The organism is Mesorhizobium sp. CNPSo 4661 (assembly GCF_057784215.1).
This window is the reverse complement of record NZ_JBWGIO010000008.1, coordinates 149,334-174,028: the sequence shown is the minus strand read 5'-3', so window position 1 is coordinate 174,028 and position 24,695 is coordinate 149,334. Positions and strand designations below refer to the sequence as shown.

Annotated in this window: 31 protein-coding genes and 1 riboswitch; of the genes, 13 read left to right on the top strand and 18 right to left on the bottom strand. The window is 64.0% G+C overall.

The features are described from left to right. Positions 1–33: 33 nt before the first annotated feature. From AC0YKC_RS14050 to AC0YKC_RS14040, 3 genes are all read right to left on the bottom strand, one after another. Positions 34–417, bottom strand: coding sequence for a hypothetical protein (locus AC0YKC_RS14050; RefSeq protein ID WP_488511460.1), 384 nt, complete (start codon positions 415–417; stop codon positions 34–36). Between the two features lie 563 nt (positions 418–980). Beyond that, positions 981–1,076, bottom strand: a complete 96-nt coding sequence (locus tag AC0YKC_RS14045) for a putative RiPP precursor (RefSeq protein WP_320296025.1) — start codon at positions 1,074–1,076, stop codon at positions 981–983. Positions 1,077–1,252: 176 nt separating this feature from the next. Continuing rightward, positions 1,253–2,185 carry a hypothetical protein gene (locus AC0YKC_RS14040; protein WP_320296026.1) on the bottom strand — a complete coding sequence of 311 codons (933 nt, stop codon included), beginning with the start codon at positions 2,183–2,185 and terminating at the stop codon, positions 1,253–1,255. 236 nt (positions 2,186–2,421) lie between these two features. Between AC0YKC_RS14040 and AC0YKC_RS14035 the strand changes: the two genes are divergently transcribed. The 4 genes from AC0YKC_RS14035 (at position 2,422) to AC0YKC_RS14020 (ending at position 5,997) form a co-directional block, all read left to right on the top strand. Beyond that, positions 2,422–2,643 carry a hypothetical protein gene (locus AC0YKC_RS14035; protein ID WP_488511459.1) on the top strand — a complete coding sequence of 74 codons (222 nt, stop codon included), beginning with the start codon at positions 2,422–2,424 and terminating at the stop codon, positions 2,641–2,643. 305 nt (positions 2,644–2,948) lie between these two features. Further along, positions 2,949–3,434 carry a RidA family protein gene (locus AC0YKC_RS14030; protein ID WP_488511458.1) on the top strand — a complete coding sequence of 162 codons (486 nt, stop codon included), beginning with the start codon at positions 2,949–2,951 and terminating at the stop codon, positions 3,432–3,434. Between the two features lie 86 nt (positions 3,435–3,520). After that, the gene (locus AC0YKC_RS14025; protein WP_040980560.1) at positions 3,521–3,742 is read left to right on the top strand and encodes an alkylphosphonate utilization protein; all 222 of its coding nucleotides are present in this window, start codon (positions 3,521–3,523) and stop codon (positions 3,740–3,742) included. A gap of 266 nt (positions 3,743–4,008) precedes the next feature. Continuing rightward, positions 4,009–5,997 carry an acyltransferase family protein gene (locus AC0YKC_RS14020; protein ID WP_488511457.1) on the top strand — a complete coding sequence of 663 codons (1,989 nt, stop codon included), beginning with the start codon at positions 4,009–4,011 and terminating at the stop codon, positions 5,995–5,997. Between the two features lie 52 nt (positions 5,998–6,049). Here the strand turns inward: AC0YKC_RS14020 and AC0YKC_RS14015 are convergent, their stop codons facing one another. Together AC0YKC_RS14015 and AC0YKC_RS14010 are read right to left on the bottom strand one after the other, a co-directional pair. Beyond that, a complete protein-coding gene (locus tag AC0YKC_RS14015) occupies positions 6,050–6,403 on the bottom strand; it encodes a cupin domain-containing protein (protein WP_320296030.1) in 354 nt (117 codons plus the stop codon). A gap of 723 nt (positions 6,404–7,126) precedes the next feature. Continuing rightward, the gene (locus tag AC0YKC_RS14010; protein ID WP_430699258.1) at positions 7,127–9,157 is read right to left on the bottom strand and encodes an AI-2E family transporter; all 2,031 of its coding nucleotides are present in this window, start codon (positions 9,155–9,157) and stop codon (positions 7,127–7,129) included. 254 nt (positions 9,158–9,411) lie between these two features. Between AC0YKC_RS14010 and AC0YKC_RS14005 the strand changes: the two genes are divergently transcribed. The 4 genes from AC0YKC_RS14005 (at position 9,412) to AC0YKC_RS13990 (ending at position 12,088) form a co-directional block, all read left to right on the top strand. Next, positions 9,412–9,726 carry a hypothetical protein gene (locus tag AC0YKC_RS14005; RefSeq protein ID WP_488511456.1) on the top strand — a complete coding sequence of 105 codons (315 nt, stop codon included), beginning with the start codon at positions 9,412–9,414 and terminating at the stop codon, positions 9,724–9,726. A 178-nt stretch (positions 9,727–9,904) separates the two neighbouring features. Further along, positions 9,905–10,246 carry a hypothetical protein gene (locus AC0YKC_RS14000; protein ID WP_488511455.1) on the top strand — a complete coding sequence of 114 codons (342 nt, stop codon included), beginning with the start codon at positions 9,905–9,907 and terminating at the stop codon, positions 10,244–10,246. A gap of 125 nt (positions 10,247–10,371) precedes the next feature. Continuing rightward, positions 10,372–10,686, top strand: a complete 315-nt coding sequence (locus tag AC0YKC_RS13995) for a hypothetical protein (RefSeq protein ID WP_320296033.1) — start codon at positions 10,372–10,374, stop codon at positions 10,684–10,686. A 136-nt stretch (positions 10,687–10,822) separates the two neighbouring features. Then, positions 10,823–12,088 carry a DUF763 domain-containing protein gene (locus tag AC0YKC_RS13990; protein ID WP_488511454.1) on the top strand — a complete coding sequence of 422 codons (1,266 nt, stop codon included), beginning with the start codon at positions 10,823–10,825 and terminating at the stop codon, positions 12,086–12,088. Between the two features lie 331 nt (positions 12,089–12,419). Here AC0YKC_RS13990 and AC0YKC_RS13985 read toward each other — a convergent pair whose 3' ends face one another. The 4 genes from AC0YKC_RS13985 to AC0YKC_RS13970 form a co-directional block, all read right to left on the bottom strand. Next, complete coding sequence (locus AC0YKC_RS13985) at positions 12,420–13,292, bottom strand: NmrA family NAD(P)-binding protein (RefSeq protein ID WP_320296035.1); 873 nt, start codon at positions 13,290–13,292, stop codon at positions 12,420–12,422. 81 nt (positions 13,293–13,373) lie between these two features. Next, complete coding sequence (locus tag AC0YKC_RS13980) at positions 13,374–13,970, bottom strand: DUF6456 domain-containing protein (protein ID WP_488511453.1); 597 nt, start codon at positions 13,968–13,970, stop codon at positions 13,374–13,376. Between the two features lie 162 nt (positions 13,971–14,132). Further along, on the bottom strand, positions 14,133–14,930 hold the full coding sequence (locus AC0YKC_RS13975) for a GcrA cell cycle regulator (protein ID WP_488511452.1): 798 nt from the start codon (positions 14,928–14,930) through the stop codon (positions 14,133–14,135). Positions 14,931–15,038: 108 nt separating this feature from the next. Next, positions 15,039–15,413 carry a hypothetical protein gene (locus tag AC0YKC_RS13970; protein WP_488511451.1) on the bottom strand — a complete coding sequence of 125 codons (375 nt, stop codon included), beginning with the start codon at positions 15,411–15,413 and terminating at the stop codon, positions 15,039–15,041. Positions 15,414–15,493: 80 nt separating this feature from the next. On the opposite strand from AC0YKC_RS13970, the gene AC0YKC_RS13965 reads away from it, so the two are divergent. Both AC0YKC_RS13965 and AC0YKC_RS13960 read left to right on the top strand, forming a co-directional pair. Beyond that, entirely contained in the window at positions 15,494–16,126 is a 633-nt protein-coding gene (locus tag AC0YKC_RS13965; RefSeq protein WP_488511450.1) for a LexA family transcriptional regulator, read from the top strand. Between the two features lie 136 nt (positions 16,127–16,262). Continuing rightward, entirely contained in the window at positions 16,263–17,138 is an 876-nt protein-coding gene (locus tag AC0YKC_RS13960; RefSeq protein WP_488511449.1) for a DUF2167 domain-containing protein, read from the top strand. Positions 17,139–17,722: 584 nt separating this feature from the next. Here AC0YKC_RS13960 and AC0YKC_RS13955 read toward each other — a convergent pair. From AC0YKC_RS13955 to AC0YKC_RS13940, 4 genes are all read right to left on the bottom strand, one after another. Beyond that, positions 17,723–18,736, bottom strand: a complete 1,014-nt coding sequence (locus AC0YKC_RS13955) for an ABC transporter substrate-binding protein (protein WP_320296041.1) — start codon at positions 18,734–18,736, stop codon at positions 17,723–17,725. Further along, complete coding sequence (locus tag AC0YKC_RS13950; RefSeq protein WP_488511448.1) at positions 18,733–19,506, bottom strand: ABC transporter ATP-binding protein; 774 nt, start codon at positions 19,504–19,506, stop codon at positions 18,733–18,735. Before AC0YKC_RS13950 ends, AC0YKC_RS13955 begins: the two co-directional genes overlap by 4 nt. After that, positions 19,503–20,309: an ABC transporter permease gene (locus tag AC0YKC_RS13945; RefSeq protein WP_488511446.1), complete on the bottom strand. Its 807-nt coding sequence runs from the start codon at positions 20,307–20,309 to the stop codon at positions 19,503–19,505. The genes AC0YKC_RS13950 and AC0YKC_RS13945 overlap by 4 nt, the downstream gene beginning before the upstream one ends. 119 nt (positions 20,310–20,428) lie before the next feature. After that, positions 20,429–21,037 (bottom strand): YkoF family thiamine/hydroxymethylpyrimidine-binding protein, encoded by a 609-nt coding sequence (locus tag AC0YKC_RS13940; protein WP_434722138.1) that lies wholly within the window; start codon positions 21,035–21,037, stop codon positions 20,429–20,431. Next, positions 21,028–21,140: riboswitch (TPP riboswitch) on the bottom strand. (Overlaps the previous gene by 10 nt.) A gap of 208 nt (positions 21,141–21,348) precedes the next feature. Between AC0YKC_RS13940 and AC0YKC_RS13935 the strand changes: the two genes are divergently transcribed. Together AC0YKC_RS13935 and AC0YKC_RS13930 are read left to right on the top strand one after the other, a co-directional pair. Next, complete coding sequence (locus tag AC0YKC_RS13935) at positions 21,349–21,693, top strand: hypothetical protein (protein WP_320296044.1); 345 nt, start codon at positions 21,349–21,351, stop codon at positions 21,691–21,693. Between the two features lie 203 nt (positions 21,694–21,896). Continuing rightward, positions 21,897–22,106 (top strand): hypothetical protein, encoded by a 210-nt coding sequence (locus AC0YKC_RS13930; protein ID WP_320296045.1) that lies wholly within the window; start codon positions 21,897–21,899, stop codon positions 22,104–22,106. Between the two features lie 133 nt (positions 22,107–22,239). Here AC0YKC_RS13930 and AC0YKC_RS13925 read toward each other — a convergent pair whose 3' ends face one another. From AC0YKC_RS13925 to AC0YKC_RS13915, 3 genes are all read right to left on the bottom strand, one after another. Further along, entirely contained in the window at positions 22,240–22,482 is a 243-nt protein-coding gene (locus AC0YKC_RS13925; RefSeq protein WP_488511445.1) for a DUF2934 domain-containing protein, read from the bottom strand. 109 nt (positions 22,483–22,591) lie between these two features. After that, complete coding sequence (locus AC0YKC_RS13920; RefSeq protein WP_320296047.1) at positions 22,592–22,801, bottom strand: hypothetical protein; 210 nt, start codon at positions 22,799–22,801, stop codon at positions 22,592–22,594. A gap of 126 nt (positions 22,802–22,927) precedes the next feature. Further along, positions 22,928–23,227: a DUF1236 domain-containing protein gene (locus AC0YKC_RS13915; protein WP_320296048.1), complete on the bottom strand. Its 300-nt coding sequence runs from the start codon at positions 23,225–23,227 to the stop codon at positions 22,928–22,930. 259 nt (positions 23,228–23,486) lie between these two features. Here AC0YKC_RS13915 and AC0YKC_RS13910 point away from each other — a divergent pair, with 259 nt between their 5' ends. Beyond that, positions 23,487–23,792 (top strand): DUF982 domain-containing protein, encoded by a 306-nt coding sequence (locus tag AC0YKC_RS13910; protein ID WP_488511444.1) that lies wholly within the window; start codon positions 23,487–23,489, stop codon positions 23,790–23,792. A gap of 169 nt (positions 23,793–23,961) precedes the next feature. On the opposite strand, the gene AC0YKC_RS13905 is transcribed toward AC0YKC_RS13910, so the two are convergent. Together AC0YKC_RS13905 and AC0YKC_RS13900 are read right to left on the bottom strand one after the other, a co-directional pair. Further along, positions 23,962–24,183 carry a hypothetical protein gene (locus AC0YKC_RS13905; RefSeq protein ID WP_488511442.1) on the bottom strand — a complete coding sequence of 74 codons (222 nt, stop codon included), beginning with the start codon at positions 24,181–24,183 and terminating at the stop codon, positions 23,962–23,964. A gap of 208 nt (positions 24,184–24,391) precedes the next feature. Continuing rightward, positions 24,392–24,691 (bottom strand): DUF1236 domain-containing protein, encoded by a 300-nt coding sequence (locus tag AC0YKC_RS13900; protein ID WP_488511441.1) that lies wholly within the window; start codon positions 24,689–24,691, stop codon positions 24,392–24,394. Positions 24,692–24,695 lie beyond the last annotated feature (4 nt).

The following is a 24,695-nucleotide window of genomic DNA, read 5'->3' as shown; positions in this document are numbered from 1 at the left end:
TTGAATGCTTCGCGTTTTTTCCCGGAGTAGCTTTCAGGTGCTGGCGCCGCCCATCAGCGCGGCGACCAAGGTCGCCAGGAAGACAAGCAGCCCCAATGCGACCCGATCCAGCCATGACCGCCGTCTGGCAAGAACCTCGAACAACCGATTGGCCATCGCAACTTCCCCCATTCGTTGCCGACATTGTATCACGTCTTTCATGAGCGGATCATAAAACGGCTCACAGATGCGCCCGATACTGCTTTCAAGGCGAAACCCGTCGTCGCCGGGCGCCGATGCTGCACTGCCGAATTGCGCCCAAAAAAAGTCGGGGTCGAAGGGCCAATACGACCGGCGAAAAATCAGCTTATTCAAGCGGATACGCATATATATGCGACGCGGTCTGTCGGCCATCGAAAAAGCCCGGAATTCCGCCATTTCAGGGCTTCTTGGCTTGGCTCCGGCATGACCGCAAAGCGTGCTTCGGGTACGAAAAGGCGGCTAAAAAGGCGCTGCCAGGCCGCTCGCCGGCGGCGTTGACAGGCCTCCGCGCCAATGGCAATGCGCAAACCACTGGTCACGCCATGACCGTTGCTGTTGGGGACGGACGGGGTTTCAGCAGCTTGGCGGCGGCGCCGGACGGGCGGGCACCTGCGCGGTGTACCGCCCGCTCCTGGCCGGGCCGGCTTTCAGCTTCAAAACCGCTTGCCTTGAAGCGATGGCGCGTTCCCGAGAAAATCAGAACGTGAAGCCGGAGGACGGCACTGCGGCGGTCACCGCCGAAAGCCTGTCACGTCTGGCAAGCGTTGGTTTGCAATATGGCTTCTTCATCGGCTGTCTACTTCATCGGGGCCCGGTCGGCGATGAAAACAGGACAGCAACATATGCCCGGTGTCCGCCGCGTCAAGCGAGGAGGCCAATTTGGCCGCCAGGAAACCGGTTTCAAACAACTGGCCGGCGAACCGATAGGCGCGCCAGCCGATCCTGTCCGTGCGCCGACGTTACGGCGCGGGATTCGAACCAGCGACGGCGGCCGCGACGACGCTCGACAGCTTTTGGCGCTTCGACAGCACCGGCTTCTCGTAAGTCTTCTTCATAGGCACCCCTTTGCCCAAGTTTAGCGCGTGCAGCACGCAGCGCGAATCGGAGTCGCGTCAAAGAACATTTGCGTGATCGACGTGCAATGCGGGCTGACTGCAACCGAAAGGACGCGGGCTGTGGCTGGCCGGCAACATCCGACGCCGCCGCGAGACAGCTTTAAGATCGTCCCGGGTCAGCCCGCATGCTGCAGCCAATGGCGGTCGAACAACTCGAGGACAGCACGAAACTCGGCCGGCGGGATCTGGATAGCGCCGTCGTCGCTGTAGGCGTCGAGGAATTTGTCGAGCTGGCGGTCGACCGCTTCCGGATGTTCCAGGGCGACGCCGAGGCTCGCCAGGTCGGCGGCGATCGAACCGCCGGCCGGCAGGTACCCGCCCCATGTCCCGATCCCGGATGCCGCATCGCGCAGCCGCACCAGCAGGATGCGGGTCAGCGAGGGCTGCGCTTCGGGGCCGATGACGGCGGAGCCGCACATATAGCCGCCGAGCGCGCTGACCGGCTGTGTCTGCGGGAACAGGCATAGGAAGAACTGCGTGTCGCCGCCGACATCCTTGAGATGCAGATAGAGGCCGCGCTGTGCCGGCATCACCGGGCCGACCAGCTGCAAATGCCCGGTCGGCAAGGTCTCGCCATAGGTGGCCGTCAGCCCGTGGACGCCCGGTCCGGCCTCGATCGACAGGCGACCCTTGATCAGCTGGCCGCGATAATAGGGTGACCAGGCGCGCGAATAGCATGCATAGGTTGCAGCAAGCCCGGAGCCAAGGCCGCGCTCATCGTGCCCGGAAGCATCGAATTGCATGCCGGCGCGGCGCTCCAGCTCGGCGCTGTCGATGCCGTGGCGGGCCGCGATCGCGGCGCTGAAGGCCGGCAGTTCGCTCTCGGCGATCCAGGCGCCGGGCTGTTCCAGTTCGAGCAGTCTCGCCCAGTCGTCATAGACGCTCATCTGGCGCGGCCGCGCGCGACCCTGCAGCCATTTGTCGGCGCGACCGAGATCGAACGCGGTGTTCGGATTGACGGCGCGGAACGCCGCCGCCAGATCCTTGCGGGTCACGGTTCCCAGCAAGGCCGAAGTCAGCCTAAGTTTTTGCGCGATGTGCTGCGCCATGCCGCTAGCCCCGCTATTTTTCATCGCCTAACGATGTCGGCGTCCGGCAGGAATCACCGAGCTTCCCCAACGATCCGGGTTAGCACGCCGGCAAATGGCCTCCATTTCATCTATCTTATTTCCATATGCTAATATTACTGGAATTCCAGAGAATTCCACAATGTTCCGCGCGCGCGACCTTTGCGGATGGACAGGCAGCGCTACGCTCGTTCCGGGATGAATGCAGGGGAGCTGTCATGAAACTCGTTCTATCCGCGCTTGTCATGGCGCTTGCGTTGTCGCAAGCTGCCGAAGCCAAAACGAAAATCCCCCCGACCGAGGCAAAGACCGGCCACGAGAAGAGCCGGCCGCTGCTCGACCAGGCGGCCACCGGCGGCATCGTGCCTTCGGCGGGCCTGCAGTCGAAGAGCGCCGAACCAGGCCAAGCCTATCCGCAGCCGCTGGACCTTCATTTCTAAATCAATTTCGGAAGCTGTGCTCGGCGGTTTTGGTCTGGAACCGCGTAAGACAAAAGGTAGCCATTCCAGGGGACCCATAGCCGGTTCACCATCCGGGATCGGCTGGGAAAAAGCAGCGGCCGGACGGCCGAACCAACAGCCGCCTGGCCACCCTGAAGGCTGGGGGCTTGGCGCCGCCGGCTATGCTTCCAGCCAGCCCCCGATCATTCTTCTTCATATCCAAGTCGTTCTTGACGAATGCCCCGCGAACCGGAAAGCTCGGCTGTAGCGCCGTAACGGCGACGTGCGACGAGGGAGGACATGCCATGCCGGGTGCCGACGAAAAGCTTACCGCGCTCGGCATCGTGCTGCCACCGCCGCTGAAACTGCCGCCGGGCATGGTGCTGCCCTTTCCCTGGGTGAATGTGCGCGGCGACCGCGCCTATATCTCCGGCCACGGGCCGCAGGAGCCGGACGGATCGCTCGCCGGGCCGTTCGGCGCCGTCGGCGAGAGCGTGTCGCTGGAGGAAGCACGGGCATCGGCCCGCAAGGTCGGACTGTCGATGCTCGGCAGCCTGAAACGCGAGCTCGGCAGCCTTGACCGGATCACCGGCTGGTGCCGCGTGCACGGCATGGTCAATTCGGCTTTGCGCCTCACCGAAACGCCGGCGGTGATGAACGGCTTTTCGGACCTCATCCTCGAAGTCTTCGGACTGGAAATCGGCCGCCATGCCCGCACGGCGATCGGCGTCGCCGCGCTGCCCCTGAACTTCCCGGTCGAGATCGAGGCCGAAGTGATGCTTGGGCGGTGAGCCTCACCTGGTTCCAGCGCGGCTTGACCAAACCGTGGTCGGCGCGATAGGCGGGCCGAGGCCATCCAACCAATGAAAGACCCGCCATGACGGACCCTATCGTGAAAGACAGCAACGGCACGCCGCTGAAAGACGGCGACTCCGTGACCCTCATCAAGGACCTCAAGGTCAAGGGCACGTCCGAAACGATCAAGCGCGGCACGCTGGTGAAGAACATCCGGCTCAACGGCAATCCCGGCGAGATCGAATGCAACACCAAGCAGGTCAAGGGCCTGGTGTTGAAGACCGAGTTCCTGAAGAAGGCGTGATGGCGGGCCGAGGCCCTACCCCCTCCCGGTCGATGCCGAGGGCGGCTGGCGATTGGCAAAAGCACGACAGCAACGGAGCCTCGCCAACATGGGCAGGGCGCTGCTCCTCATCCGCCCTTCGGGCACCTTCTCTCCGTGGACGGCGAGAAGGAAGGACTCTCCCCAAATGTTGCACCGCGTTAGATTTGTTGCATTGCGATATCATCCCATAGGGCCGAGGCTTTGAGGCAGGCGGGATACGAACGACGTTTGCGAGGTTCGTATTCGTGTCAGTATCAACGCAGGATTTCCGGGCCGACATCGAAGGGTTGCGGGCGGTGGCCGTGGCGGGCGTCGTCGCCTACCATTTCGGCCTGACGGCGCTGCCCGGCGGCTTTGCCGGGGTCGACATCTTCTTCGTCATCTCGGGCTATCTGATTACCCGCCATCTCGTCGCCGAGATCTCCGACACCGGCCGGCTGGACCTTCTGCGCTTCTATGCCCGGCGCGCACGGCGCCTGTTGCCGGCGGCACTTTTCGTCATCGGCGTGACGCTTGCGGCCGGCGCGGTCATCCTGTCGCCGGAGGAACAGGCGCTCTATTCCAAGGGCGCCATGTTCGCGTCGGCCTACATGATCAATTTGTGGCTGATCCGCTGGTCGTTCGACTATTTCGCCAGCGATGCCACGAGCAACCCGTTCATCCACTACTGGTCGCTGTCGGTCGAGGAGCAATTCTATCTCGCGTGGCCGGCGCTCTTGATGCTGGCGGCCTGGGTGAGACCGGGCAAGCGCGGCATCGTCGTTGTGATCGGCACTGCCGGCCTCATCTCCTTCGTCTTCTGCGCCTGGCTGACGAGCGTGTCGCAGCCCTGGGCCTTCTATTTTTCGCCGCTGCGCGCATGGGAATTTGCCGCCGGCGGCCTCGCATCGATGGCGCCGGCGCGGCTGTTGCAGGAACGCCCGCTGCTGGGGCGGGCGTTGAGCCTGACCGGCCTGACAATGATCGGGGCCGCTTATCTCACCTTCAGCGAGGACGCTCCCTTCCCCGGCTTTCTGGCGCTTGTGCCGGTGGCCGGCACGGTCCTTCTGCTCAAGGCGGGAGCGGCCGGCGCCAGGGACGGCCGTTTGCGCAATTCCGAACGGAATTGGGTGAATGCCGCCCTGGCGCTGCCGCCTTTGCAATGGATCGGCAAGCTCTCCTATTCGCTCTATCTCTGGCATTGGCCGGTCATTGTCTATGCCGGCATGCTGGCGCCGGAGCTGACGCCGGCCGAGCGGCTTTTTTGCCTTGCGCTGACGCTGGCGCTGTCCGCCCTCAGCTACCACCTCATCGAGAACCCGATCCGCCGCAACGGCTGGCTGATGGCCAATGCGGCGCGGGCGCTGGTGCCGGCCCTCCTCCTGACCGGCACCGGCGTCGCAGCCGCCTACGGCAATGCCAGGCTGGCCGTGCACGACTTGGACTTCGAGCAGCGCATCATCGCCGCGAGCGCAGCCGAACCTTCGACGGCGCGCGCCAGGGCGGGCTGCGTGCAGGACAACGAGACGGTGACGCCGAAGCCTTGTGTGTTCGGCGATGGCCAACGCGTCATCGCGCTCTTCGGTGACTCCCACGCCGACCATTGGTCGACGCCGCTGATCGAGGCGGGCCGGAAGAACGGCTACCGGGTGGTGACCTGGCTGAAGAATTCCTGCCGCGCCTCGCGCATCAGCGTCTGGTCGTCCGAACTCAAGCGTCCCTACAGCGAGTGCGACCGCTGGCGCGAGCAGGCAATCGCCGAGATCATCCAGGCGAGGCCGGCGCTCGTGGTCATCTCGGAGCTGGCGCTGACCAGCGGACGCAAGATGGCCGGCCGCGGCGGCGACACGGACAGCCAGGACGCCGACTGGCGGGCCGGCCTGCGTTCCACCCTCACCAGCCTGAGCAAGGCCGGGCTCAAGGTCGCCTTCATCCGCGACGTGCCGTTCAACAACGCCAATGTCGACACCTGCGTGGCGCGCGCGCTTTGGCGGGACGAAACACCCTCACGCTGCGACCAGACGCGCGCCTATGCCGCCAACGACCAGATGGCGGCGGTGGAGCGCGACATCGTCGACAGCATCCCCAACGCCGCTTACGTCGACCTCACCGACCGCTTCTGCAGCGCCACCATTTGCCACGTCTTCATCGACGGCAAGCTCGCCTTCCGCGACCAGCACCATATGGCGACGCCCTTTGCTGAATCGCTGGAGCCGGAGGTGGAGAAGAGGGTGATTTCCAAGGTGGGGCGGTGAAGCTGCCAATCTCCCCCCTCGTGGGGGAGATCAGCTAGTCGCGAGCCAGCCCTCACCCCACCACGACGACGAAATGCTTGGTCACCGGCTCGAGGATCTTCCAGGTGCCCTTGAAATCGGCCTCGACGACGAAGGCATCGCCCGGGCCGACCTCGACCGGCTCGCCGCCGTCGGGCGTGATGATGATGCGGCCGGCGATCATATGGACGAATTCATAGTCGGTGTAGGTGGCGTGATAGGTGCCGGGTGACGCGCGCCAAGTGCCGGACATTACCTTGCCGTCCTCGGTGGTGTGCTGCACGGCCGTCTGCATGGTCGGCCTGCCCTCGACGACGACCCAGCCCGGCAGGTCGCCGGCCTCGGCATGCTCGACGGCGCCGAATTTGAGAATGGTGGGTCTGGTCATCGAATGCTCCTGCGGTTCGCCGGAATTGGCTGGCGACGGCATAGCCGATGACCGCATGCGTTGCACGCGGCGATGCGACAATGGCAGGCAAAGTGGCGACGGGTTGCGATGACTAAAGCAGGTCGCGTGAAAAAGGATTCACGCAACCTGCTTTAAGTCTTTGATCTTAAGCATGTCTTTGTCCCGAAACCGGGACCACTTTCGGGAGACATGCTTTAGGGCGTTCGCCGGGCGGCTGAACATCCCGTGTGTTTCCACTGCGTTCCATCTGGAATCAAAAAGCCCGCCGGATGGCGGGCTTTCAGGTTCCGACCAGATCAGGTTAGAGAAGATGGCGGCGTTGCAGTGATGACGCTCAGCTTTTCGCGCCTGGTCAGAACAGGCTTCTCATAGGTTTTCTTCAAGGTGCCCCCTTTCAAGGCTTCGCCGGTCCGCATGTGGGCGCGGCCAGGCAATGCTAGGAAGCTATAGCCGGCTGAGGTAATAGGCTGTAGCACATTAGCAACACTTAACGGACATCCTGCAGAGCTTGCGGCATTGAGCATCGCTGTCCCGTTTCGGGACTGGCATCCGTCTTGCTATAAAGAGATTGCCGGTGTCCTCCCGCCGGTCCTGATCGGGGGATCAGGTTAAATCTCGCCGGGCCTGTGGGCTTGGGCATTAGGGTTAGGCTCGGCGAGTTTTCTTTCTTCACTGTCATGCCAACTGGCTGGCGCCCCGCCCTCACTGCGCGGCCTGCAATTGCTTTCGACGCGCCGGCTGACGGCGGCGGTGGGCTGGTTTCAGCGTGACGGCGGCCCTTTTGGACAGGGCGCCGGTCACGGCATCGACCATGCCGAAGGCGACGAAGTCGGCGTTGAGGGTGCCGGCGAGCTCTGCCGCGGCCTCGCCATCGCCATTGCCGACTTCCGACCAGAACACGATGCCGACGCGCAGCTTTGGCTTGATGCGCTTCAACCTGCGCACCATGAAGCGCGCGTGCTGGCTGGACTGGCGGTTGAGGAAGCCGATGACGACGGCGTCGGTGGCCCCCAGGTCGAGGCGGCGGATCGCCGAGGGTTCAAGGTCCGCGAAGCTCGCCTTCGACACCGAGGTCCCCTGCACTTCCAGCACCTGCGCCAGCATGGCTGCGGCGGCATCGTCGAGCTCGCCACGCCCGCCGCTGCAGAGAACGGTGATGCCGGAGCCGTCCGGCAGGTCGAGATCTTCCTCGTCGGCGCTCTCTTCGGCCGGCTCGCCCGCCTTTTTCTCACTTGCTTTTTTCTCACTTGCCTTCCTGTCGGTTGCCTTCTCGCCGGCGGGGGCCTGTTCGGTTTCTTCCTCCTCGGCCTCCTGCTGGGCGCTGTCGTCGAGATTGGCGACGAGCGTCATAGCGCTGTCGGCGACCTGCCTGCGCTGCTCGTCATCCATCACGCCGCGCCCACGGTCCTGCTCACCAAGCAAGAGCGCCGGGATGGCGACCTGGTCATAGAACTGGAACAGGTATTTTTCCTCAAGTATTTCTTCGGCATGGTCGGTCGCCTCGTCAGGGTCGCCGGCAAGCAGCCGCTGATACATCCGGGCATGCGGCTCCAGCACCGGCTCATTGCCGAACAAAACGTCGAGGAATTCGAATTGCGGCACGTGCCGGCCAAGCACAACCAAGCAGACGGTGAGCGGCGTCGACAGCACCAGGCCGATCGGCCCCCATAGCCAGGTCCAGAAGATCGCCGCCACGATGATGGCAAGCGGCGACAGGCCGGTGTGCGATCCATAAAGCCACGGCTCGATGACGTTGCCGGTGACGAGTTCGACGACGATGAAAAGCGCGGCGGTCCACAAGAGCAGCGACCAGCCGGGCGCCACGGCCAAAGCCAGGAAGAGCGGCAGCAGCGCACCGACGATCGGGCCGATATAGGGCACGAAGCGCAGCGCCAGCGCCAAAAGGCCCCAGAGCAGCGCGTTGGGGATGCCCAGCACCCAGAGGCCTATGGTGATGGGCACGGCATAGATGATGTTCACCACCAATTGCATCAGCAGGTACTGGCCGACGCGCTTGCCGGCATCCTGCAGGGCCTGCGTGGTGCGATGGAGGTCACCATAGCCGACGAGGCGGATGAAGCGGTCGCGCAGATCCTCCCGCTCCATCAGCATGAAGATGACAACGATGATGACCAGGCCGGCGGAAGCCAGCGGGCTGATCAGCGGCCCGATCAGGTTCTGCAGCACTTCGAGCGGCTTTTCATGCGAAACGACCTCGACCGGGATCGGATCGCGCTTCGGCGCCTCGGCGGCCGAAGGCAACTGCGGTTCCTGCCGGTCGATCTCCTGGCCGACACGCTCGATGACGCCGCTGAGGCGCGAGATGATGCCGCCGCCGAGGCCGTTTTCCTTCAACGCGCGGACCTTGGTCAGGATGTTGATCTGGTAGACCGGGATGTTCTGCGCGAGGTCGCTGACCTGGGTGGCGACGACGAAGGTGAACAGCGACAGCGCGGCGAACGCGCCGGCGACGCTGGCGATGACCGCCGCGATGCGCGGGACGCCGGCGCGCTTCAGCCAGGACACGACGGGCGCGATGGCGAAGGTCAAGAGCAGGGCGACAGCGATCGGCAGGAAGACCTCGCGCCCGAAATAAAGCGCGGCGACGCTGGTGACGACGCTCGCCACCGTCGGCAGCACCGTGCGCGGGTGGCCCCTGGAGGCGGCGAGCAGGCTCGCCAGCCGCGACTCCGATGCGCCACCCACCCCATTCCGACGATTGGCCGCCACCATTGAGCCTCCCTGCTGCCTGGCAATGATCAGAGATATTTCGCCGGCGTGCAACGCTCCCAGGGCAGGTCGGTTGCAGATACGCTAATAAATACCCTGGGGCCATGACTTTACAGAGAGGAAGCAATGCGCCGGTTCAGGCTGCCGGCGACTTGGTCCAGGTCCTGTCCGAGGGCAGCAACCTCGGGGTTTTCTGGAACATGAACGGCTTGAAACCGTTTGTTTTGTCGAAGGGGCGTCCAACACAGGAGGCAGCGATGAAAAAGCTTCTGCTTGCTTCGATGATCGCCATCGCCTCGGCGTTCGCGATCGTGCCGGCCAGCGCCGGCAGCGTGCAGCTCGGTATCGGCATCGGTCCGGGCTATGATGACGGGTACTACAACGACTACGGCGGGTATTACCCGCACCGCTATTACCGGCACGTCTACAATGACGACTACGACAATGGCGGCTATGTGGTGCGCTATCATCATCGCCATCATTGCCGGACCGAACTGGTGAGCCACTGGCGCCACCACCACCGCGTGGTGGAGGAAGTGCGGGTGTGCGGTAACGGCTATAACGGTTACTAAACGACCCTGCCTTGGATAGCGCGGAGCGGCTTTCATCCGCTCCGCGTTGTTATCCGTCGTTAAGCTGAGCCGCTTCGGGCGCTCACGTAGCCTTCAAATGTTCCTGATTGCGCATGGCGGCGCAATTTTTCAGCGTGCCCGCACGTTATCATGGGTGAACCTTCAGGAGGAGGTCGCCATGAAAAAGCTTCTGTTTGCCTCGGTCATCGCCCTCGCCTCGGCAGTCGCCATCGTCGCGCCGGCGAATGCTGGCAACGTATTCCTCGGCGGCAGTTATTTCGACTATGGCCCCTTCGGCGATTTTTACGACAGCTACAACTATGCCCCGGTCTATGGCTCCTACTGGGGCGGCTCCTATCTTGATGACGGGCCCGGCTACGGCCCAGACTACGGCAACGAAGGCAGCAGCTATGTCGCCCCGCCGAATGTCGTGCACGCCCGCCGCCATTGCCGGATCGAAGCGGTGAGAACCCGCAGCCATGGCCACAGGTTCATGCGGGAAGTGCGCGTCTGCGGCTAGCCGTATCCGCCGCCGGAAGCAGGCGCGGCTACACATCCCGGTGATTTTCGCGCGAGGCCTACAGCCCTCGGCAGCTTTTCCGCTTGTAAAGCGTTGTTAATGTGAACCTTCAGGAGGAGGTTGCCATGAAAAAGCTTCTACTTGCCTCGGCAATCGCCGTCGCGTCGGCGGTGGCTACAGTCGCGCCGGCAGACGCCCACGTGTTCTTCGGCCTCGGCATGGGCGGCTACGAGCCCTATCCGTTCTATGGCGGCCCGTATTACGGCGGCTACCGCAACTATTACGATGACGACTATTATCCCAGCTACATGGTGTACCCGCACTACCGATACCACAGGTACTATTATTATCATCACCGGTACCACCATAGACACTATTATTACTACCACCATTACCGGCACCACCACAGGCATCACCACCGGCACTATTACAGGTACTAGGTGGCAGGCGTTGACGAGGCCGGCGATGGGCTGATCTCCCCTTGTGGGGCCCCACAAGGGGAGAGCGGCAGTTGCCACGCCTTGCAAATCCCTGCTGAAATGCCATCTAAGTCGCCAGCTCCGAGGAGAACAAAGGGTGACGCAGCGAAGCGGCAGCGCCGATCTGCCGCTGCATGGCGGGCGGGTCCCGAAGTGGCTGGGCGAGCGCATGACGCGCCTGGGCGCGGTGCTATGCGAGGCCATCATCCACCATTACGGCCGTGACGAGCTTTTGCGGCGCCTGGCGCATCCCTTCTGGTTCCAGTCCTTCGGCGCCGTCATGGGCATGGACTGGCATTCGTCGGGCATCACCACCTCGGTCATCGGCGCGCTGAAGCGGGGGCTCAACCCGCTCTCGGACGAGCTCGGGATCCATGTCTGCGGCGGGCGCGGCGCGCATTCGCGCAAGACGCCGGGCGAGTTGCTGGCCATCGGCGACCGTGTCGGGCTGAATGGCGAGGCTCTGGCCACCGCCAGCCGCCTCGTCGCCAAGGTGGACAGCGCCGCCGTGCAGGACGGTTACGACCTCTATCTGCACGGCTTCATCGTCGCTGATGACGGGCGCTGGGTGGTGGTGCAGCAAGGCATGAACGGCGACGCCCGCCAGGCGCGCCGCTACCACTGGCTGTCGGATGGGCTCACAAGCTTCGTCGACCAGCCGCATGCGGCGATCGAGGGCGCGGCGCAAGGCGAGATCGTCAATCTCACCGACCGGCGCGCCGAGAAGGCCCGCGGCGGCCAGATCGAGCTGCTCAAGACGATGAGTCCGGAAAAGATCCTGACCGAGCTTGCCATGCTGGAGCCGCAACCCGAACCGGAGCCCGCCGCGCAGCCGCTGCTGCCCAACCTCGTCATGCCAGCGCATCACGACGTGCGCGAGAGCGACATCGTCATGCGCCGGCTGCACGGCAACATCGCCTCGGCGATCGAAAGCGGCCCGAAGGATTTCCCCGAACTGCTTCTGGTCCCCGGTGTCGGCCCACGCACGGTGCGGGCACTGGCCATGGTCTCGGAAGTGGTGCACGGCGCGCCCTACCGCTTCTCAGACCCGGCCCGCTTCTCGCTCGCCCATGGCGGCAAGGACCGCCACCCCTTCCCCGTGCCGCTGAAGGTCTATGACGAGACGATCGGCGTGCTGAAGTCGGCGGTGAGCAAGGCAAAGCTCGGGCGAGGCGAAGAGCTGGAAGCGCTGAGAAGGCTGGACGGCGAGTCACGCCGGATGGAGCGGTATGTGACGGGGCCGAGTTTGAAGGAGATCGTCGCCGGCGAGATGGACCAGTCGCACCTGCTGGGCGGGCGGAGCGTGTTCGGGTGGGAGAAGGCGCCCGAAGGTGATTTGAAGCCGCCGAAGAAAGATGCTTGAGGCTCGCCCGCAAAGTCTCGCAGGTCGGCGCCGCCCCTCATTGCCTGCCGGGCACCTCTCCCCGCGAACGTGAACGGGGAGAAATGGCTGCCCCGGGCGCCCCGCCCTATCCTTCGCCCTAGAGCGGTTCAGCGTTTCACGGAATCGCCGAACCGCTCTAAGTCTTTGTTTTTACGCAATTCCGGACGGAAAACCGCTACGCACTTTTCCTGGAATTGCTCTAGTTACGGGGAGAAGGTGCCAGAAGGGCGGATGGAGAGCAGCGCCGATGCTGAGCAGACTCGCGCCCCAGCCCAAACTTCGATCACCTACCCGCCCCAAGCGTCTGTTTTCACATCGCAAGCGCGCTCTGCTTGCCCACAAGGGCCGCGATATAGTTTTCCAGGCTGATCTTGCCGCGCTCCGGCCTCTCAGGCTCCTCCGGCTCGTCCAGCGTGGCGGCGGTCATGCGGGCATAAGCCTTGGCCGCTGCCTCGGAAAAACCAAGCTGCCGATACGCTTCCACCCACCGCTCGCGCGGCGTCGACACCAGGCGCACATCCCTGCCCAGCGCTTCCGCGAAAGCACGCGCGACGTCGGCGCATGAATAGCGCCTGGGACCTTCCACATAATGAATACCGGTCTGCCCGACCGGCTCCAGCAGCAGCCGCGCGGCTGCCTCGCCGAGATCGCGCGGCGCCACCATGGGCAGTTGGAAATCGGCCGGGAAGAACGAGTTGACAACGCCGTCGCGCCGCGCCGTCTCCAGCGCTCCATCCCAATTGCTCATGTAATAGGCGGCGCGGATGATACTGGCGGGAAGCGCTTGCGCCGCGAGCTTCTGCTCCAGGCCATAGAGCACCGACAGGTCACCGATGCCCTCGCCCGGCTGCGCGCCGTAGGCCGATTCCGCCACCACCTTTTCCAGCCCCGAACCTTCAAGCGCGGCGGTGATAGCCGCCACGGTCTCGCGCTCCCGGGTATCCGTGTCGGTCGAAGGATCAGCAGGCGGGTTGAGCAGGAAGGCGCGGCGGCCGCGCTTAAGCACTTTGCGCAGCGCCTCTACATCGCGCACGTCCACCTCCGCCACCTCGGCGCCCTGTTCGACGAGATGCGCCGCTTTGCCCGCATCGCGCGTCACCACCGTCACCGCCTCGCCGTGGCGCAGCAACGTCGCCGCCGCGGCCGAGCCGACATGGCCAGTGCCACCCAGAATGATATGCATGGATTGGTCCTCGCGTTTTTCCATACCGGGTTAATGGCAGGCGGCGCGAAGGGTTCAAACGATGCTGACAGGTGGTGACGCTCACCCTGCCTTCCTCCCCATCGTCCCGTAGTGCACCGCCAGCAGGTCCAGCCCGAGCTTCAGCAACTTTACCACCACGTCGCGTCCGTCGCCGGTGCGCTCGGCGATGGCCTTCACCGACCGGCCTTCGAGGCAGATTTTTCGTACCACCTCCGCCACCTCCCAATGGCCCAGCGCCGACGCTGCATGTGCATAGGCCCGGCCGGCTGACAGCACGCGGTCGGGGATGCCGCCGCCGACCCGGCCGCTGTCGATGCGCTCGCTCCAGGATTGCGACTGCAGGCCTTCGCGCTGGCTGCGCTCGAAATCGTCGCGGAAGCGCCCGCCTGCCTCGCGCTGCTGGCGGCTGAGCGAAGTAATGCCGACCAGCGGGTCGACATTGCGCAGGCGCACGATGCCGCCGGTGGAGGTGTAGCCGCCGTTCGACACCTCGTAGACGCGGCGCGCCTCGGCCGTGTCCGGGGTGAGGCGCTGGCGGCCGAAGGCGTCGGTTTTCAGCGCAAAGTCATGGCCGAGCTCGCGGCGGATGCGCACCTGCTCCGCCTCGCCCTTGGGAAGCTTTGGCGGCTGGGGTTTCTTGGCGGCTTTGCGGGGCATGGGCGGGTCCTTGCTCAGTAAAATGGCGATTGGAAAGTTGGAGGGCGCTGTCCGGCTGGCCTGTCATTGATTGTCGGCGACGGTCTTCCGCTCCGTCGCGGCTTCGCCGCGCCGCCCCGCTCTGCGGGGGAGGAAATGGCACCAGGCAATTCGGCTTCACCTTCACCTTCCGCGGTGGCCGTGGAACCTTGCATGGTGGTGCGCGCAGTAGGAGCGCGTGGCCGACGTCGGCAGGCCGCAGCAGAGCATATCCGGTTCCGGGCGGGCGCCGACGGGATCGTCTTCGGCATCCTGGCGCAGCGCCAGATCGAGCGGCGCGCGACAGCGGCCGAACAGGCAGTCGAGGAGGCGCATGGCCGCGACATGCGGCTGGCGACCGGGGTTCACCGGAGGCGGCGGCGCCGGGAGCTTGTAGAGATGTGCTTCGGATTTCTGGCGCTCGCCTGGGGCAAGCCAGGCCGGAGGCAAGGTGCGCGCGGGTTTGCGAGCGTTGGGCTTTTTTGGCGTGGGGGTGCGGACGGTGACGACGTCCTGACTCACCGAGGTGCCATAGGCGGATACGTCAGCGGGACAGCGCCCCCCTCTGGCCTGACGGGCATCTCCCCCGCTTGGGGGGAGATTGGCAGCTTCCGCGCTGGCGCCTTCTACAAGCTCGGCGTATCTCGAAAGCACAGTCGGCTCCGACAGCGCCACCCCTCCGGCGGCCATCCTGCCCCGTCGGCCGGGGCGACCCGGCCGGGTGTGCTTCCTCGGCCTGCCGCCGGCACGGCCGCCTTTGAGGTTGGCGAAGCCGATGGCGCTTAAGCCGGCGTTGCGGTGGACGATGCCGATGATGGCGTTGCGCGAGACCGGACTGCCGCGCAGCGCGCTGAAGCGGCCGGCGATGCGCGAGGCCGACAGCCCCTCCTTCAGCAAGGCGGCGATCTCGTCGATTTCCTTCTCGGTGTAGGCGGCTGCCATCATCTCGTTCCATTGATTGCGAAGCGCTTGGGGCGAAGCGCCCGGCTTCAGGCCAGGCGCCAGGGTTCGGCCGCGAGGCCGTTTGGTGGTCAGATCAGCGTTGAAGGGTCAGGCCGCGCCGGTCAGTCGAAGAAGGGCGGCCTCGGCGGCGGCCCGCGTCAGGCCCGACACCGCGCGGCCCGTCATCCGGTCGAACAGGATGACGGTGCCGTCCTCGGTGCGGATACAGCTTATGCCGGAATTGGGGGCCGGAGCCGGGGAAGGAACGGCTCCGGCCGTTCCGGTGAACCGGGGTGCGGGCGGTTCAACCGGATCCGGGGCAAGCGCCCCGGAATGCGCCCGGACCGGGGAGGAGGACAGTCCGGACGATGGGAATTGATGCGTCGAGGGACGCGCGTTCATGCCGCCTATCAGCCCTGGGAGGCTTGCGGGCAGCGTCGGAATCACGGGCAATGCGGAAATGCTTGCGGGATGCTCATTCATGCGCTAAGCGTACGTTATGTACGAAATGCGTGCAAGCGAAATCGTACACTTTGGACGATTATTTTCAGGCATTTTGTACGATGATGGATTCCCGGCACAGATTGCAGCAGGCGCGCGCCCAGGCAGGCTATGCCTCGCCCAGCGATGCGGCGCGGGCCTTGCGTGACATCAACAAGAACACGCTGATCAGCCACGAGAACGGCAACCGGCCATTGTCCCGGAAAGCGGCGGAGAAATACGGCCGGCTGTTCGGCGTCGACCCCGGCTGGCTCTTGTTCAACGCGGATGGTGCGGAAGCAGCACCGGTCAGCCTCGCCTCCTCGCCCGTCACCGTCGACGTGCCGATCGTGTCCTGGATCAGCGCCGGCGAGCTCGGCAGCCAGGACAGCGTGGTCAACCTCTCCGACTATCCGACGATCCCCACCGCCGACCTCGAGGAAGGCGAATGGATCGCGCTGCGCGTCGACGGTCCGTCGATGAACAAGATCTCACCGCCGGATTCGATCATCTTCGTCAATTTGCGCGACAAGCGGTTGGTGACCAATGGCTGCTACGTGATCTCGGACGAGACGGGACGCGCCACCTACAAGCGCTACCGCCCGAACGACAATCCGCCGTTCCAGCCGGCGTCCTATATGGACATCCCGCCACCGGAGCTGGAGGGCGCGATCACCATCATCGGGCGGGTGAAGCGCTCGATGATCGATATGTGAGGGTTAGGGCGTCGCGTCGCAATAACGTCACAACCCTGCAGAAGAACAAAAAAAGAACTCTTAGACTTGTACTTGCCTTCAAAATCCCCTTAGATCACGGCTGGGTGGGGTTGGGTCCCGTTACGGGGAGGGGGTCATGAACAAGTCGGTCAGGGAAAACCTGTTTTTCATTGTGGTGGCGAGCGGCTGTTTCCTGGCGCAGGCGGCCATCGTGCGTGCCGAGGATGCGAACTATCATCCGCAGAGCTTTACCCAGCCTTTGAGTGCGGCGAGAGGCACAATCAATCCGGCGGGCGGAGATGCCTTTTATCTGAAGCCGGAAGACCGCTGCGATCTGGTGGTGAAGGAATTCGGCTGGGACCGCGACCAGTGCGGTACGATCGACCAGCTGATCTTCGGCTTCACGCCGGAGATCGACAATCTGACCGTCGAGAAGCCGGTGTCGGACGGCTATGTGAGCCTGGCGGACTGGGATAGCAGCGACCGCGGCGCGGAAATCAGTTCGATCGAAGACACCTTCAAGGAATCGGTGAAAGCGCAATCGGAGCGGTCCGGACAGGAGATCCGCTTCGACGGCTGGCTTGTCTATCCGCAAATCGACAAGGCCAAGAACATTCTCTACTACGCCAACATCCTGAACTGGGGCGGCGAGAGGACGATCAACATATCGATGTCGATCTTCGACCGGCAAGGCTATGTTCCGATGAAGATCGTGCCGGTGAACGGCAACGTGACAAGCGACGACGTGCAGAAGATCGTCGCGGCGTCGGCCGCCGCCTACAAGCCGCAGGCCGGCGCGGCCTATTTTGATTTTTCCAGCGGCGACAAGATCGCCGGCTACGGCGCGCTGGGCGTGCTGGCGACCATGCTCGGCGTCAAATATGGCGGCGCCGCCAGCGCAGGGCTCATCGCGCTCGCCCTGGTGGTGTTGAAAAAGGGCGCCTTCATCCTGCTTCTGCCGCTGGTCTGGCTGAGACGGCTGTTCAGCCGCAGGAAGAAGGCGGACAGCTAAGGCACGGACGCGCGACGGTTACCCGAAATTCCCACTGGATTCGCCCGACCCAGGCGCGAAAGTCTGCATCTTTCGTTCGATCGCATGCTTCGCATATTAGCGATTACGCATAATCCATTCTTAGCCGGCAGCGCGGTGTCCCTTACCCGTTGCCGGTTAGGCTCGGCGCCTCCCGTTCATACCCCAACAGCGACGGCGCCGGGCCGCCACCACATTTTCCGTGAAAAGGCCTGCTGCGCGAGGCGTGGGCAGCGGGCGATGAGGGGGCCGGCCGACTGGCACCTGACAAAGGAGTGGGGACAACTACTCCAAAACCGGCTCAAGAGTGCAAGGGCTTCGAGTGCCATGCACAACAGCAAGCTAGAGCGGTTCAGCGCTTCACGGAATCGCCGAACCGCTCTAAGTCTTTGTTTTTACGCAATTCCGGACGGAAAACCGCTACGCACTTTTCCTGGAATTGCTCTAGTGCCGGCCTTCAAAGGCTTCATCCCTCGATTGCATGACGCCGGCACGGCTGGTCGAACCCGTCAGCGCGTGCCCAGGCGCGGCTGGTCAGGCCCGACGGCCTTCCTGGGGCTTCAACCCTATCCCAGGAATTCATCGCTGAAATAGGTGGAAAAGTCTGGCCGCATGGCGAGCGCCTTGCCGTTGCCGTCGAGCAGTATTCCCGAGGCGAACAAATACCCGCCCATCGCTTCCATCTTGGCTTTGTCCATGGTGCCGATGGCGCCGTTAGCGCCCTTCAGGAAGTGGCCGTCGTTCAGCGCCTTCAGCGAGGCTTGGATCAGCGCGGGGTTGGTGAGCGTGTCCTTGTTGGCGGCGACCAGCAACTCGCCTGCATCCTTTGCCTGATCGACTGCGAATGCATAGCCACGCCGCGTCGCCTGCACGAAGGCCGCGGCGGCCTTTGGATTGGTCGCGAGAAAAGCATTGCTGGAGACGATCAGCGTGGTGTGCTCGTCCGGCACGCCGTAATCGGCGTAGCGGAAGGTGCGTTGCTTGAGACCCTTCAGCTCCGCCTCGACACCTTCCCATGTCGAGACTTCCAGCGTGAAATCGACCGCGCCGTTGGCCAAGGCCTCGTAGGCGGACGTTCCCAGCGTCACGGTCGAGAAATCGCCTTTGCCGCCGTCGTGGCGGATGATGGTCTGCAGCAGCGTGTTTTCCCAGGCGCTGCCGAAGCCGCCATAAGTCAGGCCGTCGAGGTTTTTCGGGCTTTTGATCGCGGAGCGATCGGCGTTGAAGACGACACGACCGGTCTCCGACTGGACAACGGCATAGACAGCCTTCAGGTCGGCGCCGGCGCTCTTTTGCGTGAACAAGCCGAGCGAACCGGAAATGCCGAAATCGGCGACACGGTTGGCAACCAGCGTGCCCGAACCCGTATCGCCATAGGGCAGGATTTCAACGTCCAGGCCCGCATCGCGGTAAAAGCCTTTGTCGCGGGCGACAAACAGGCCGATGTGGTTGGTGTTGACGGTCCAGTCGAGCGCGACGGTGATTTTTTGCAGGGCGGCGGCACGGGCTGGCGTGATGGCTCCGGCAAAGGGCAGGCCGGCGGCCAGAAACAGCGCCTGGCGGCGGGTCAGGTCGGTCATTTCAATTCTCCATCGCATGGTCGGAAATTCGAATCGGGCTGGCCAAGCAGCGTGTCGAGGATGCCGGCCTCGATCGCCGCAGTCTCGCGGGCAAGTGCCGCGCTCTCGGTGCGCGGGCGCGGCAGCGGCACGGCCACTTCGCGCACCACGCGCGCGGGCCGCGCCGACAGCACATAGATTCGGTCGGACAGAAGCACTGCTTCGCGCACGTCATGGGTGATCAGCAGCGCCGTCCAGCGATGGTTTCGCCACATCGTCTCCAGCCAGCGCTGCATGGCGGCGCGGGTCAGCGCATCGAGCGCGCCGAACGGCTCGTCAAGCAACAGCATGTCGCGTTGCTGCACGACGGTGCGCAGGAGCGCGGCGCGCTGGCGCATGCCGCCAGACAGCTCGGCCGGCCAGGCATGTTCGAAGCCGACAAGGCCGAACTCGGCGAACAAAGGCGCCACGCGTCGCCGCGCGGCCCGGCGCTTCATGCCCTGCACTTCGAGCCCCAGCGTCGCATTGTCGATGACGCCCCGCCACGGCATCAGCGCGTCACGCTGCGGCATGAAGGCGAAGCGGGCGCCATCGAGCGGCGCGCCGTCGAAGCGCATCTCGCCCTCGCCCCGGATTGCGCCGGTGAGCAACTGGAACAATGTCGACTTGCCGGCCCCAGATGGCCCGAGGATCGAGACGAACTCGCCCGCAGCAACATGCAGCGAAACGCCGGCCAGAACCTTAAGCTCGCCGAAGCTTTTTTGCACGTTGCGGAGCTCGAGCCTTGTCATGGCCGGCCCTTCCCGACAGGCTCGCCGCCGACGTAACGCGCCCTTTCGCCGTCTGCATTTTCCCAAGGCATCGCAAGACGCTGGACGAGGACGGCAAGACCGAAGAGCGCCAGCGTCAGTGCCGAGCTGAGCGCTACGGCGGCGAGCACCAGGTCGGGGCGGAAATTGTTCTTGGCGCTGAGCATGTAGATGCCCAGCCCCTTCGCGGCGCCCGCATATTCGGCGAAGATGGCGCCCACCACGGCATAGGTGATTGAGATGCGCAACCCGGCGAAGAAATAGGGCAGCGCCGACGGCAACCGGGCGAGCCAAAAAATGCGCCAGCGCCCTGCTCCCATGGCGGCGAGCATCTGGCTGATTTCCGGACTCGTGGCGGCATAGCCCTCGACCAGCGCCACCATCATCGGGAAGAAGGTGACCAGCGCCACGAGCAGGATCTTCGGCAGCAGCCCGAAGCCGAACCACAGCACCACCAGCGGCGCGATCGCCACCAGCGGCAAGGTCTGGCTGGCGATCAACAGCGGGAACAGCGCGCGGCGCAGCGGAGCCAAGAAGTCGACCAGCGCCGAGAGGATGAAGGCGGCGGCGAGCGAGCAGGCAAAGCCCGCCAGCGTGGCGCGGATGGTGAGCAGTGTGTTGTCGGCCAGTGCCGCGCGGTTCTCCCAGGCTTGCGCCAGCACCCGCGAGGGCGCTGGGAGCACGGTGGGAGCGATGCCGCCCAGGCGAGCGTAGAGCTCCCAGGCGGTGAGGAGGAGGGTCGACGAAAATATGACGGGAGCTAATTTGGCGAAGGCGGATGCCACAGCCAATCTCCCCCGCAACGGGGGAGATTGGCTGTCGTCTTGGCTTTCGCCAAACGCCTCTTGCGGTGTGGAATCTAATTCGACAGCCATGACATACCTCGACGGCGCTTTGCGTGCGCTCAAACCGCGGTCGGGCTGTTCGCCGAAATCGTTATGTCGAGCGTCACATGGCCAGCGCCGGGGCCGAAGCGGCAGAACGCCTCGTTCAGCGTGGCGAACACCGCGCCGGCGTCACCGCGCAGCTTGGTGCAGAAATGCTTAGAGCGTTCGAACACGCCGGACTGCTTCAGGAAGTCGATGCAGCCATAGATCTCGTCCATGTGGCCGCCGGTGCCCATCACGTAGAGCGAGAATTGCGCCGCCACCGGCTGGTCGGTCGAAGGCGTCGTCTCGACGGCGCGGAGCGCCGCGCGCTTGCGTTCGTCGAGCGGGATCGCCGGGCCGCCGATCTCGTCGGAGCGGCAGATCGGGTCGTCCGGTTCGCCGGGGCAGCCGCGCGAGACGGCGGCCGACAGCACGCAATGCCTGCCGCTTCTGGCCGCCGCCACAAACAGGTCGCGCATGGCGGGGAACAGCACTTCGGGCGGCCCAACCAGCAGCGTCGAGATGTCATCGGTCTCGATCCTCAACCTGTCGCGGTAAGGATCGAGCGCGCCGAGCGCGCCAAGGATGACGCCGACGAAATCGTCGGTCATGGGATAAAGGGAAATCTGTGCGCCGGAAAACATGGCCCGCCTCGCTCCGCTGGTATTATCCAGATCAGCTTTAGGGTCCGGAGGCTTGCCGCCGCCATCTCAGCCCCGACCGTACGGAGCACCCCTGTGGATGGCGGGGTTAAAGCACTGTTTGCGGTGCTGGGAAAGCGGTTTTTTTACGGTGTCAGTTGGGCCAGGCGCACCATCTCCCTATGGGAGATGCCGGTGGTTATAAGATTTTCGCGGATTTCTTATAACTGCTATATCGTTCAAACCGTACGAATCTCGCTTGATTACTTTTCGTACATAAAGTACGATACCTCCCTTGCTTTGAGGGGATTTGCTTGAACACCGCGAACCATGCCGCTTTCGCCGACCTCTCCCGCCCTTTGCTCTCGCCACTGCCGCTCGCCGAGCGCGAACGCCTCGCCGGTGCCTGGCGCATGGCGAGCCAGGACATCGCCGACGACATCCGCTTCATTCGGCAATATCTGAAAGTGATCGCCGAGAAGGATGAGCGGCTTTCCACCGGCACGCTGGTGCACGGCCGCGCCTATATCGAAGCCTGCGCCGCCTGGCTCCCGGAGACGGTGGCGCGGTATCTGCAGAACCTCAGGCTGATCAGCGAATGCGAAAGCGCGATGATCGCGGCGGGGATGAGGTTTGCCAGGTCGAGCGATGCCTGGTGAGTGAAGCGCCATCTTCCCTGTGGAAGAAGCAAGAAGCCCGCCGCATCGCGCCCTCTCCGCCAGCCGCTGCAACTCTTGGCCGTGCTCCCGGAAATGCATCGTTTCACACAATCGCCAATTGGTGGACGCGGGCGAGCGGCCGGGCGTTAATTCTCCGCAGGCGCAGGAGGGTAAAGCCGCATACCAGGGAGGAACTCGTTTTGATGGATCAGCGCATCGACATCGGCATGCAGCCCGACGATCAGCCCTACGAAGTCATCTCATTCGCCCGGAAGCACGGTCTAACGGTCCCGGTTGCCGACGCGGTCCTTTTCGCGAAGGGTCCGTCGCCGTCACGCGCTGCCTGCGACATGGCAGCGCTTGCCTTCCTCTGCGCGGTCGCGCGATACGCCGGAAAGCAAGGGACCCGGTAGCTTCCCCTACCAGCTGAACTGCAGCCCCGCATTGCCGCCGACCTGGCTGCCGGCGAAGGCGGTACCGAGCGTGCCGGTCAGCCGGCCACCATGGGCGAAGCCTTCGCTCAGCACCGCTGCGCCGGTGGCGGGCTCAGGCCTTGGCTTTGGGCTTGGTCGCTTTCGCCTTGGCGGGCATGGCCGGCTTCTCCACTTTGGCGGCTTTCGGCTTGTCGGCGGCGGCCTTCTTCGGGGTCTTCGCCTTTGGCTTGCTCGCAGCATCGACCTCGGCCGCCGCCTGGTCCCAATGCTCCATATGCGCACCTTCCGGCCGGCCGGCTTGCTCCCAGATCTCGTGCGCGCGCTGGCGAATGCGTTCGTGCCTGTCGTCCGTCACTGTCGCCTCCTAAAGGTTGGGACCGTTCCCCGGCGCGAACATTAGCCGAATTTTCCCGTGGCGTCTCCGGTATCGCGCGTGAGCGAGCGACAGAAACGGCAAATTTCGCTCAGTGTCCGTCGGTGATGACGGCGACACCCAGATACGCTGCCTTCTTTGTAATCAATCCGGCTAAGTCCGCATCAGAGCGATCCGTCCCCGTGCGCTGCCGCAGCAGGGAAATTGCCTCTTTCATCGACAGCAGGCCAGTTCTGTGCTCGGCCAGCAGCTTGTCAACCATGGCGGCGATACTTGGTGATTCGACGTGTGGATGATGCATGGCAACGACTCCTTCTTCGCTGCCTCCCAAACCGCTGTCTAGTTTAGGCCTCATATCCGGATGCGAGAAGAGCCCGATCCTTCCCCGATGCTTCGGCGGGAGGATCGGGCTCATTCAGACCAAGCGTTATTGAATCACCTGGATGACGCGGCGCGTGCCGGGGTCGATCAGCACCGTGTGGTCGTTGACGACCGCATAGCGATACTTGACGTCCGGAACCTGCTGCAGCTCGACGGTGTCAGGCACGGTCGAGCCAACGCCCAGCTCGAGGCCAAGCACGTTGACCGAGGCAATCGGATGCTTGTGGACATATTCCTTGACCACGGTCTGCTGCTCGGGCGTGACGATCACCTCGTCCGCGGCCGCGATGCCGATGCCGGCCATCAGAGCCAGGCCGGCGACAGCTGGAATGAGGATGGTTTTCATCGTTTCTCTCCTGTTGCGTTGGCGAGCTCCGCCCTGCCTCCGCGGGAGCGGAAACATCGGCAGGTCGAACATGGGAGCTCCAGGGGCAAACGTCGCCGGCAAGGTGTTGTTCCGTCAGCGATGACTAATTGATTTGGCGGAACCTTCGCATCGGCTCCGCATTGGAAGGCTTTGAAACTGCCCAAGACTTTGAAATCCATGGGGTGCCGTCGCCATGCGAGAAGGTTCCATCAGAAGCGACATAGAACTTCGGGCTCCGGTGACCATCGCCGTCGGCGCCGGCTTCAAGCGCGAGATCGCCTCGCTCACCGCGATGCAGAACTTTCTCAAGGAATGGCCATCGGCCTCTCAGGGCGAGAGCTACGGCATGGCTTTGCGCGCCTGCGAAGCCGCCCGGGCCGGTGAGATCGATCTCGACAAGGCGCGTCAGGCATTCCTGGTCTTCGCGAAGAAGGCGGGGATCGAGTGGACCGGCGCCGATCCGGTCGCGGTGCTGCGCGAAGCCAAGATCAGGCGCAGCCGGGCGCGCGAAAGCCGCGCCCAAAACCGACACGTGCCTGGATAGAGCCAGCCTCGGCGCACTCAGACTCAACGCCATGCGCATCGGCCTTGCCTACAAGTTTTCGGGTTAGCCGCCATATCCTGGAAGGGCGCCGCCTGGCGTCCGTTCGTCTATGAACGCCGCCACGCCGGCTGACTGGATCGATCCGGGATTGTCGGCTGGTGGGCCGCTGTCAGTTCGGCGACGATTCGCCCAGCGCCTCGGTAACGAAAGACGCGGCGATCAGATCGTCCGCGTCTATGCGTAGGGAGCCCTCGCCGCTCCCCATGATTGCCGCGACCTTCTGGAAGGTCTTCATCTCATGTTCGGTGATGCGAGCATCCCGCATCCTGGCCTTAAGATCGGCCACCCGCATCCCGAGCGAACGGGATGTCCCGATTTCTCGTTTCGACATGTTGGTCAGTCTCCTCCCCAACCGGTGCCTGTTTCGCCGCCGCCCAATTCCTGCATCCTGCGCATGCTTGTGTTCTCTATGAGGCAAACTTGAACACAGAGGCGGCAACGTCTGCCTTGGGCGAAAGGTTCCATTAGCAGTAGGTAACGAATTAATACTGGGTAGCCTGCCGCTGGCGGCGGCAGGCTACCCAGCGGCGAATGAATCCCTATTCGATGACCTGGACGATTTTGCGCGTGCCGGGATCGACGATGACCGTCCGGTTGTCGACGACAACGTAGCGGTACTTCACGTTCGGCACTTCGTGAAGCTCGACAGTGTCGGGAAGGACGCTGCCGATGCTGAGCTTCACGCCCGGAACCTCGACGGAGGCCAGCGGCTGCTTATGCACATACTCGCGAATGACCGTTTCCTGCTCGGGCTGGATGATGACGTCCTGAGCAGCGGCGGCGCCGATACCCGTCAGGAACAGCAGGCCCGCCGCAGCGGTTGTGAGATGCAGTTTCATCGAT

Bases quoted from the DNA above. Each gene is read 5' to 3' on its own strand.
- AC0YKC_RS13900 (WP_488511441.1), bottom strand. From the start codon at position 24,691: ATGAAACTGCATCTCACAACCGCTGCGGCGGGCCTGCTGTTCCTGACG.
- AC0YKC_RS14045 (WP_320296025.1), bottom strand. From the start codon at position 1,076: ATGAAGAAGACTTACGAGAAGCCGGTGCTGTCGAAGCGCCAAAAGCTG.
- AC0YKC_RS13920 (WP_320296047.1), bottom strand. From the start codon at position 22,801: ATGCATCATCCACACGTCGAATCACCAAGTATCGCCGCCATGGTTGAC.
- AC0YKC_RS14035 (WP_488511459.1), top strand. From the start codon at position 2,422: ATGAAACTCGTTCTATCCGCGCTTGTCATGGCGCTTGCGTTGTCGCAA.
- AC0YKC_RS13930 (WP_320296045.1), top strand. From the start codon at position 21,897: ATGGATCAGCGCATCGACATCGGCATGCAGCCCGACGATCAGCCCTAC.
- AC0YKC_RS13985 (WP_320296035.1), bottom strand. From the start codon at position 13,292: ATGCATATCATTCTGGGTGGCACTGGCCATGTCGGCTCGGCCGCGGCG.
- AC0YKC_RS13975 (WP_488511452.1), bottom strand. From the start codon at position 14,930: ATGGCAGCCGCCTACACCGAGAAGGAAATCGACGAGATCGCCGCCTTG.
- AC0YKC_RS14015 (WP_320296030.1), bottom strand. From the start codon at position 6,403: ATGACCAGACCCACCATTCTCAAATTCGGCGCCGTCGAGCATGCCGAG.
- AC0YKC_RS14050 (WP_488511460.1), bottom strand. From the start codon at position 417: ATGGCGGAATTCCGGGCTTTTTCGATGGCCGACAGACCGCGTCGCATA.
- AC0YKC_RS13915 (WP_320296048.1), bottom strand. From the start codon at position 23,227: ATGAAAACCATCCTCATTCCAGCTGTCGCCGGCCTGGCTCTGATGGCC.
- AC0YKC_RS13960 (WP_488511449.1), top strand. From the start codon at position 16,263: ATGAACAAGTCGGTCAGGGAAAACCTGTTTTTCATTGTGGTGGCGAGC.
- AC0YKC_RS14010 (WP_430699258.1), bottom strand. From the start codon at position 9,157: ATGGTGGCGGCCAATCGTCGGAATGGGGTGGGTGGCGCATCGGAGTCG.
- AC0YKC_RS14005 (WP_488511456.1), top strand. From the start codon at position 9,412: ATGAAAAAGCTTCTGCTTGCTTCGATGATCGCCATCGCCTCGGCGTTC.
- AC0YKC_RS13950 (WP_488511448.1), bottom strand. From the start codon at position 19,506: ATGACAAGGCTCGAGCTCCGCAACGTGCAAAAAAGCTTCGGCGAGCTT.
- AC0YKC_RS13955 (WP_320296041.1), bottom strand. From the start codon at position 18,736: ATGACCGACCTGACCCGCCGCCAGGCGCTGTTTCTGGCCGCCGGCCTG.
- AC0YKC_RS13980 (WP_488511453.1), bottom strand. From the start codon at position 13,970: ATGCCCCGCAAAGCCGCCAAGAAACCCCAGCCGCCAAAGCTTCCCAAG.
- AC0YKC_RS13940 (WP_434722138.1), bottom strand. From the start codon at position 21,037: ATGTTTTCCGGCGCACAGATTTCCCTTTATCCCATGACCGACGATTTC.
- AC0YKC_RS14025 (WP_040980560.1), top strand. From the start codon at position 3,521: ATGACGGACCCTATCGTGAAAGACAGCAACGGCACGCCGCTGAAAGAC.
- AC0YKC_RS14030 (WP_488511458.1), top strand. From the start codon at position 2,949: ATGCCGGGTGCCGACGAAAAGCTTACCGCGCTCGGCATCGTGCTGCCA.
- AC0YKC_RS14000 (WP_488511455.1), top strand. From the start codon at position 9,905: ATGAAAAAGCTTCTGTTTGCCTCGGTCATCGCCCTCGCCTCGGCAGTC.
- AC0YKC_RS13905 (WP_488511442.1), bottom strand. From the start codon at position 24,183: ATGTCGAAACGAGAAATCGGGACATCCCGTTCGCTCGGGATGCGGGTG.
- AC0YKC_RS14040 (WP_320296026.1), bottom strand. From the start codon at position 2,185: ATGGCGCAGCACATCGCGCAAAAACTTAGGCTGACTTCGGCCTTGCTG.
- AC0YKC_RS13995 (WP_320296033.1), top strand. From the start codon at position 10,372: ATGAAAAAGCTTCTACTTGCCTCGGCAATCGCCGTCGCGTCGGCGGTG.
- AC0YKC_RS13965 (WP_488511450.1), top strand. From the start codon at position 15,494: ATGATGGATTCCCGGCACAGATTGCAGCAGGCGCGCGCCCAGGCAGGC.
- AC0YKC_RS13970 (WP_488511451.1), bottom strand. From the start codon at position 15,413: ATGAATGAGCATCCCGCAAGCATTTCCGCATTGCCCGTGATTCCGACG.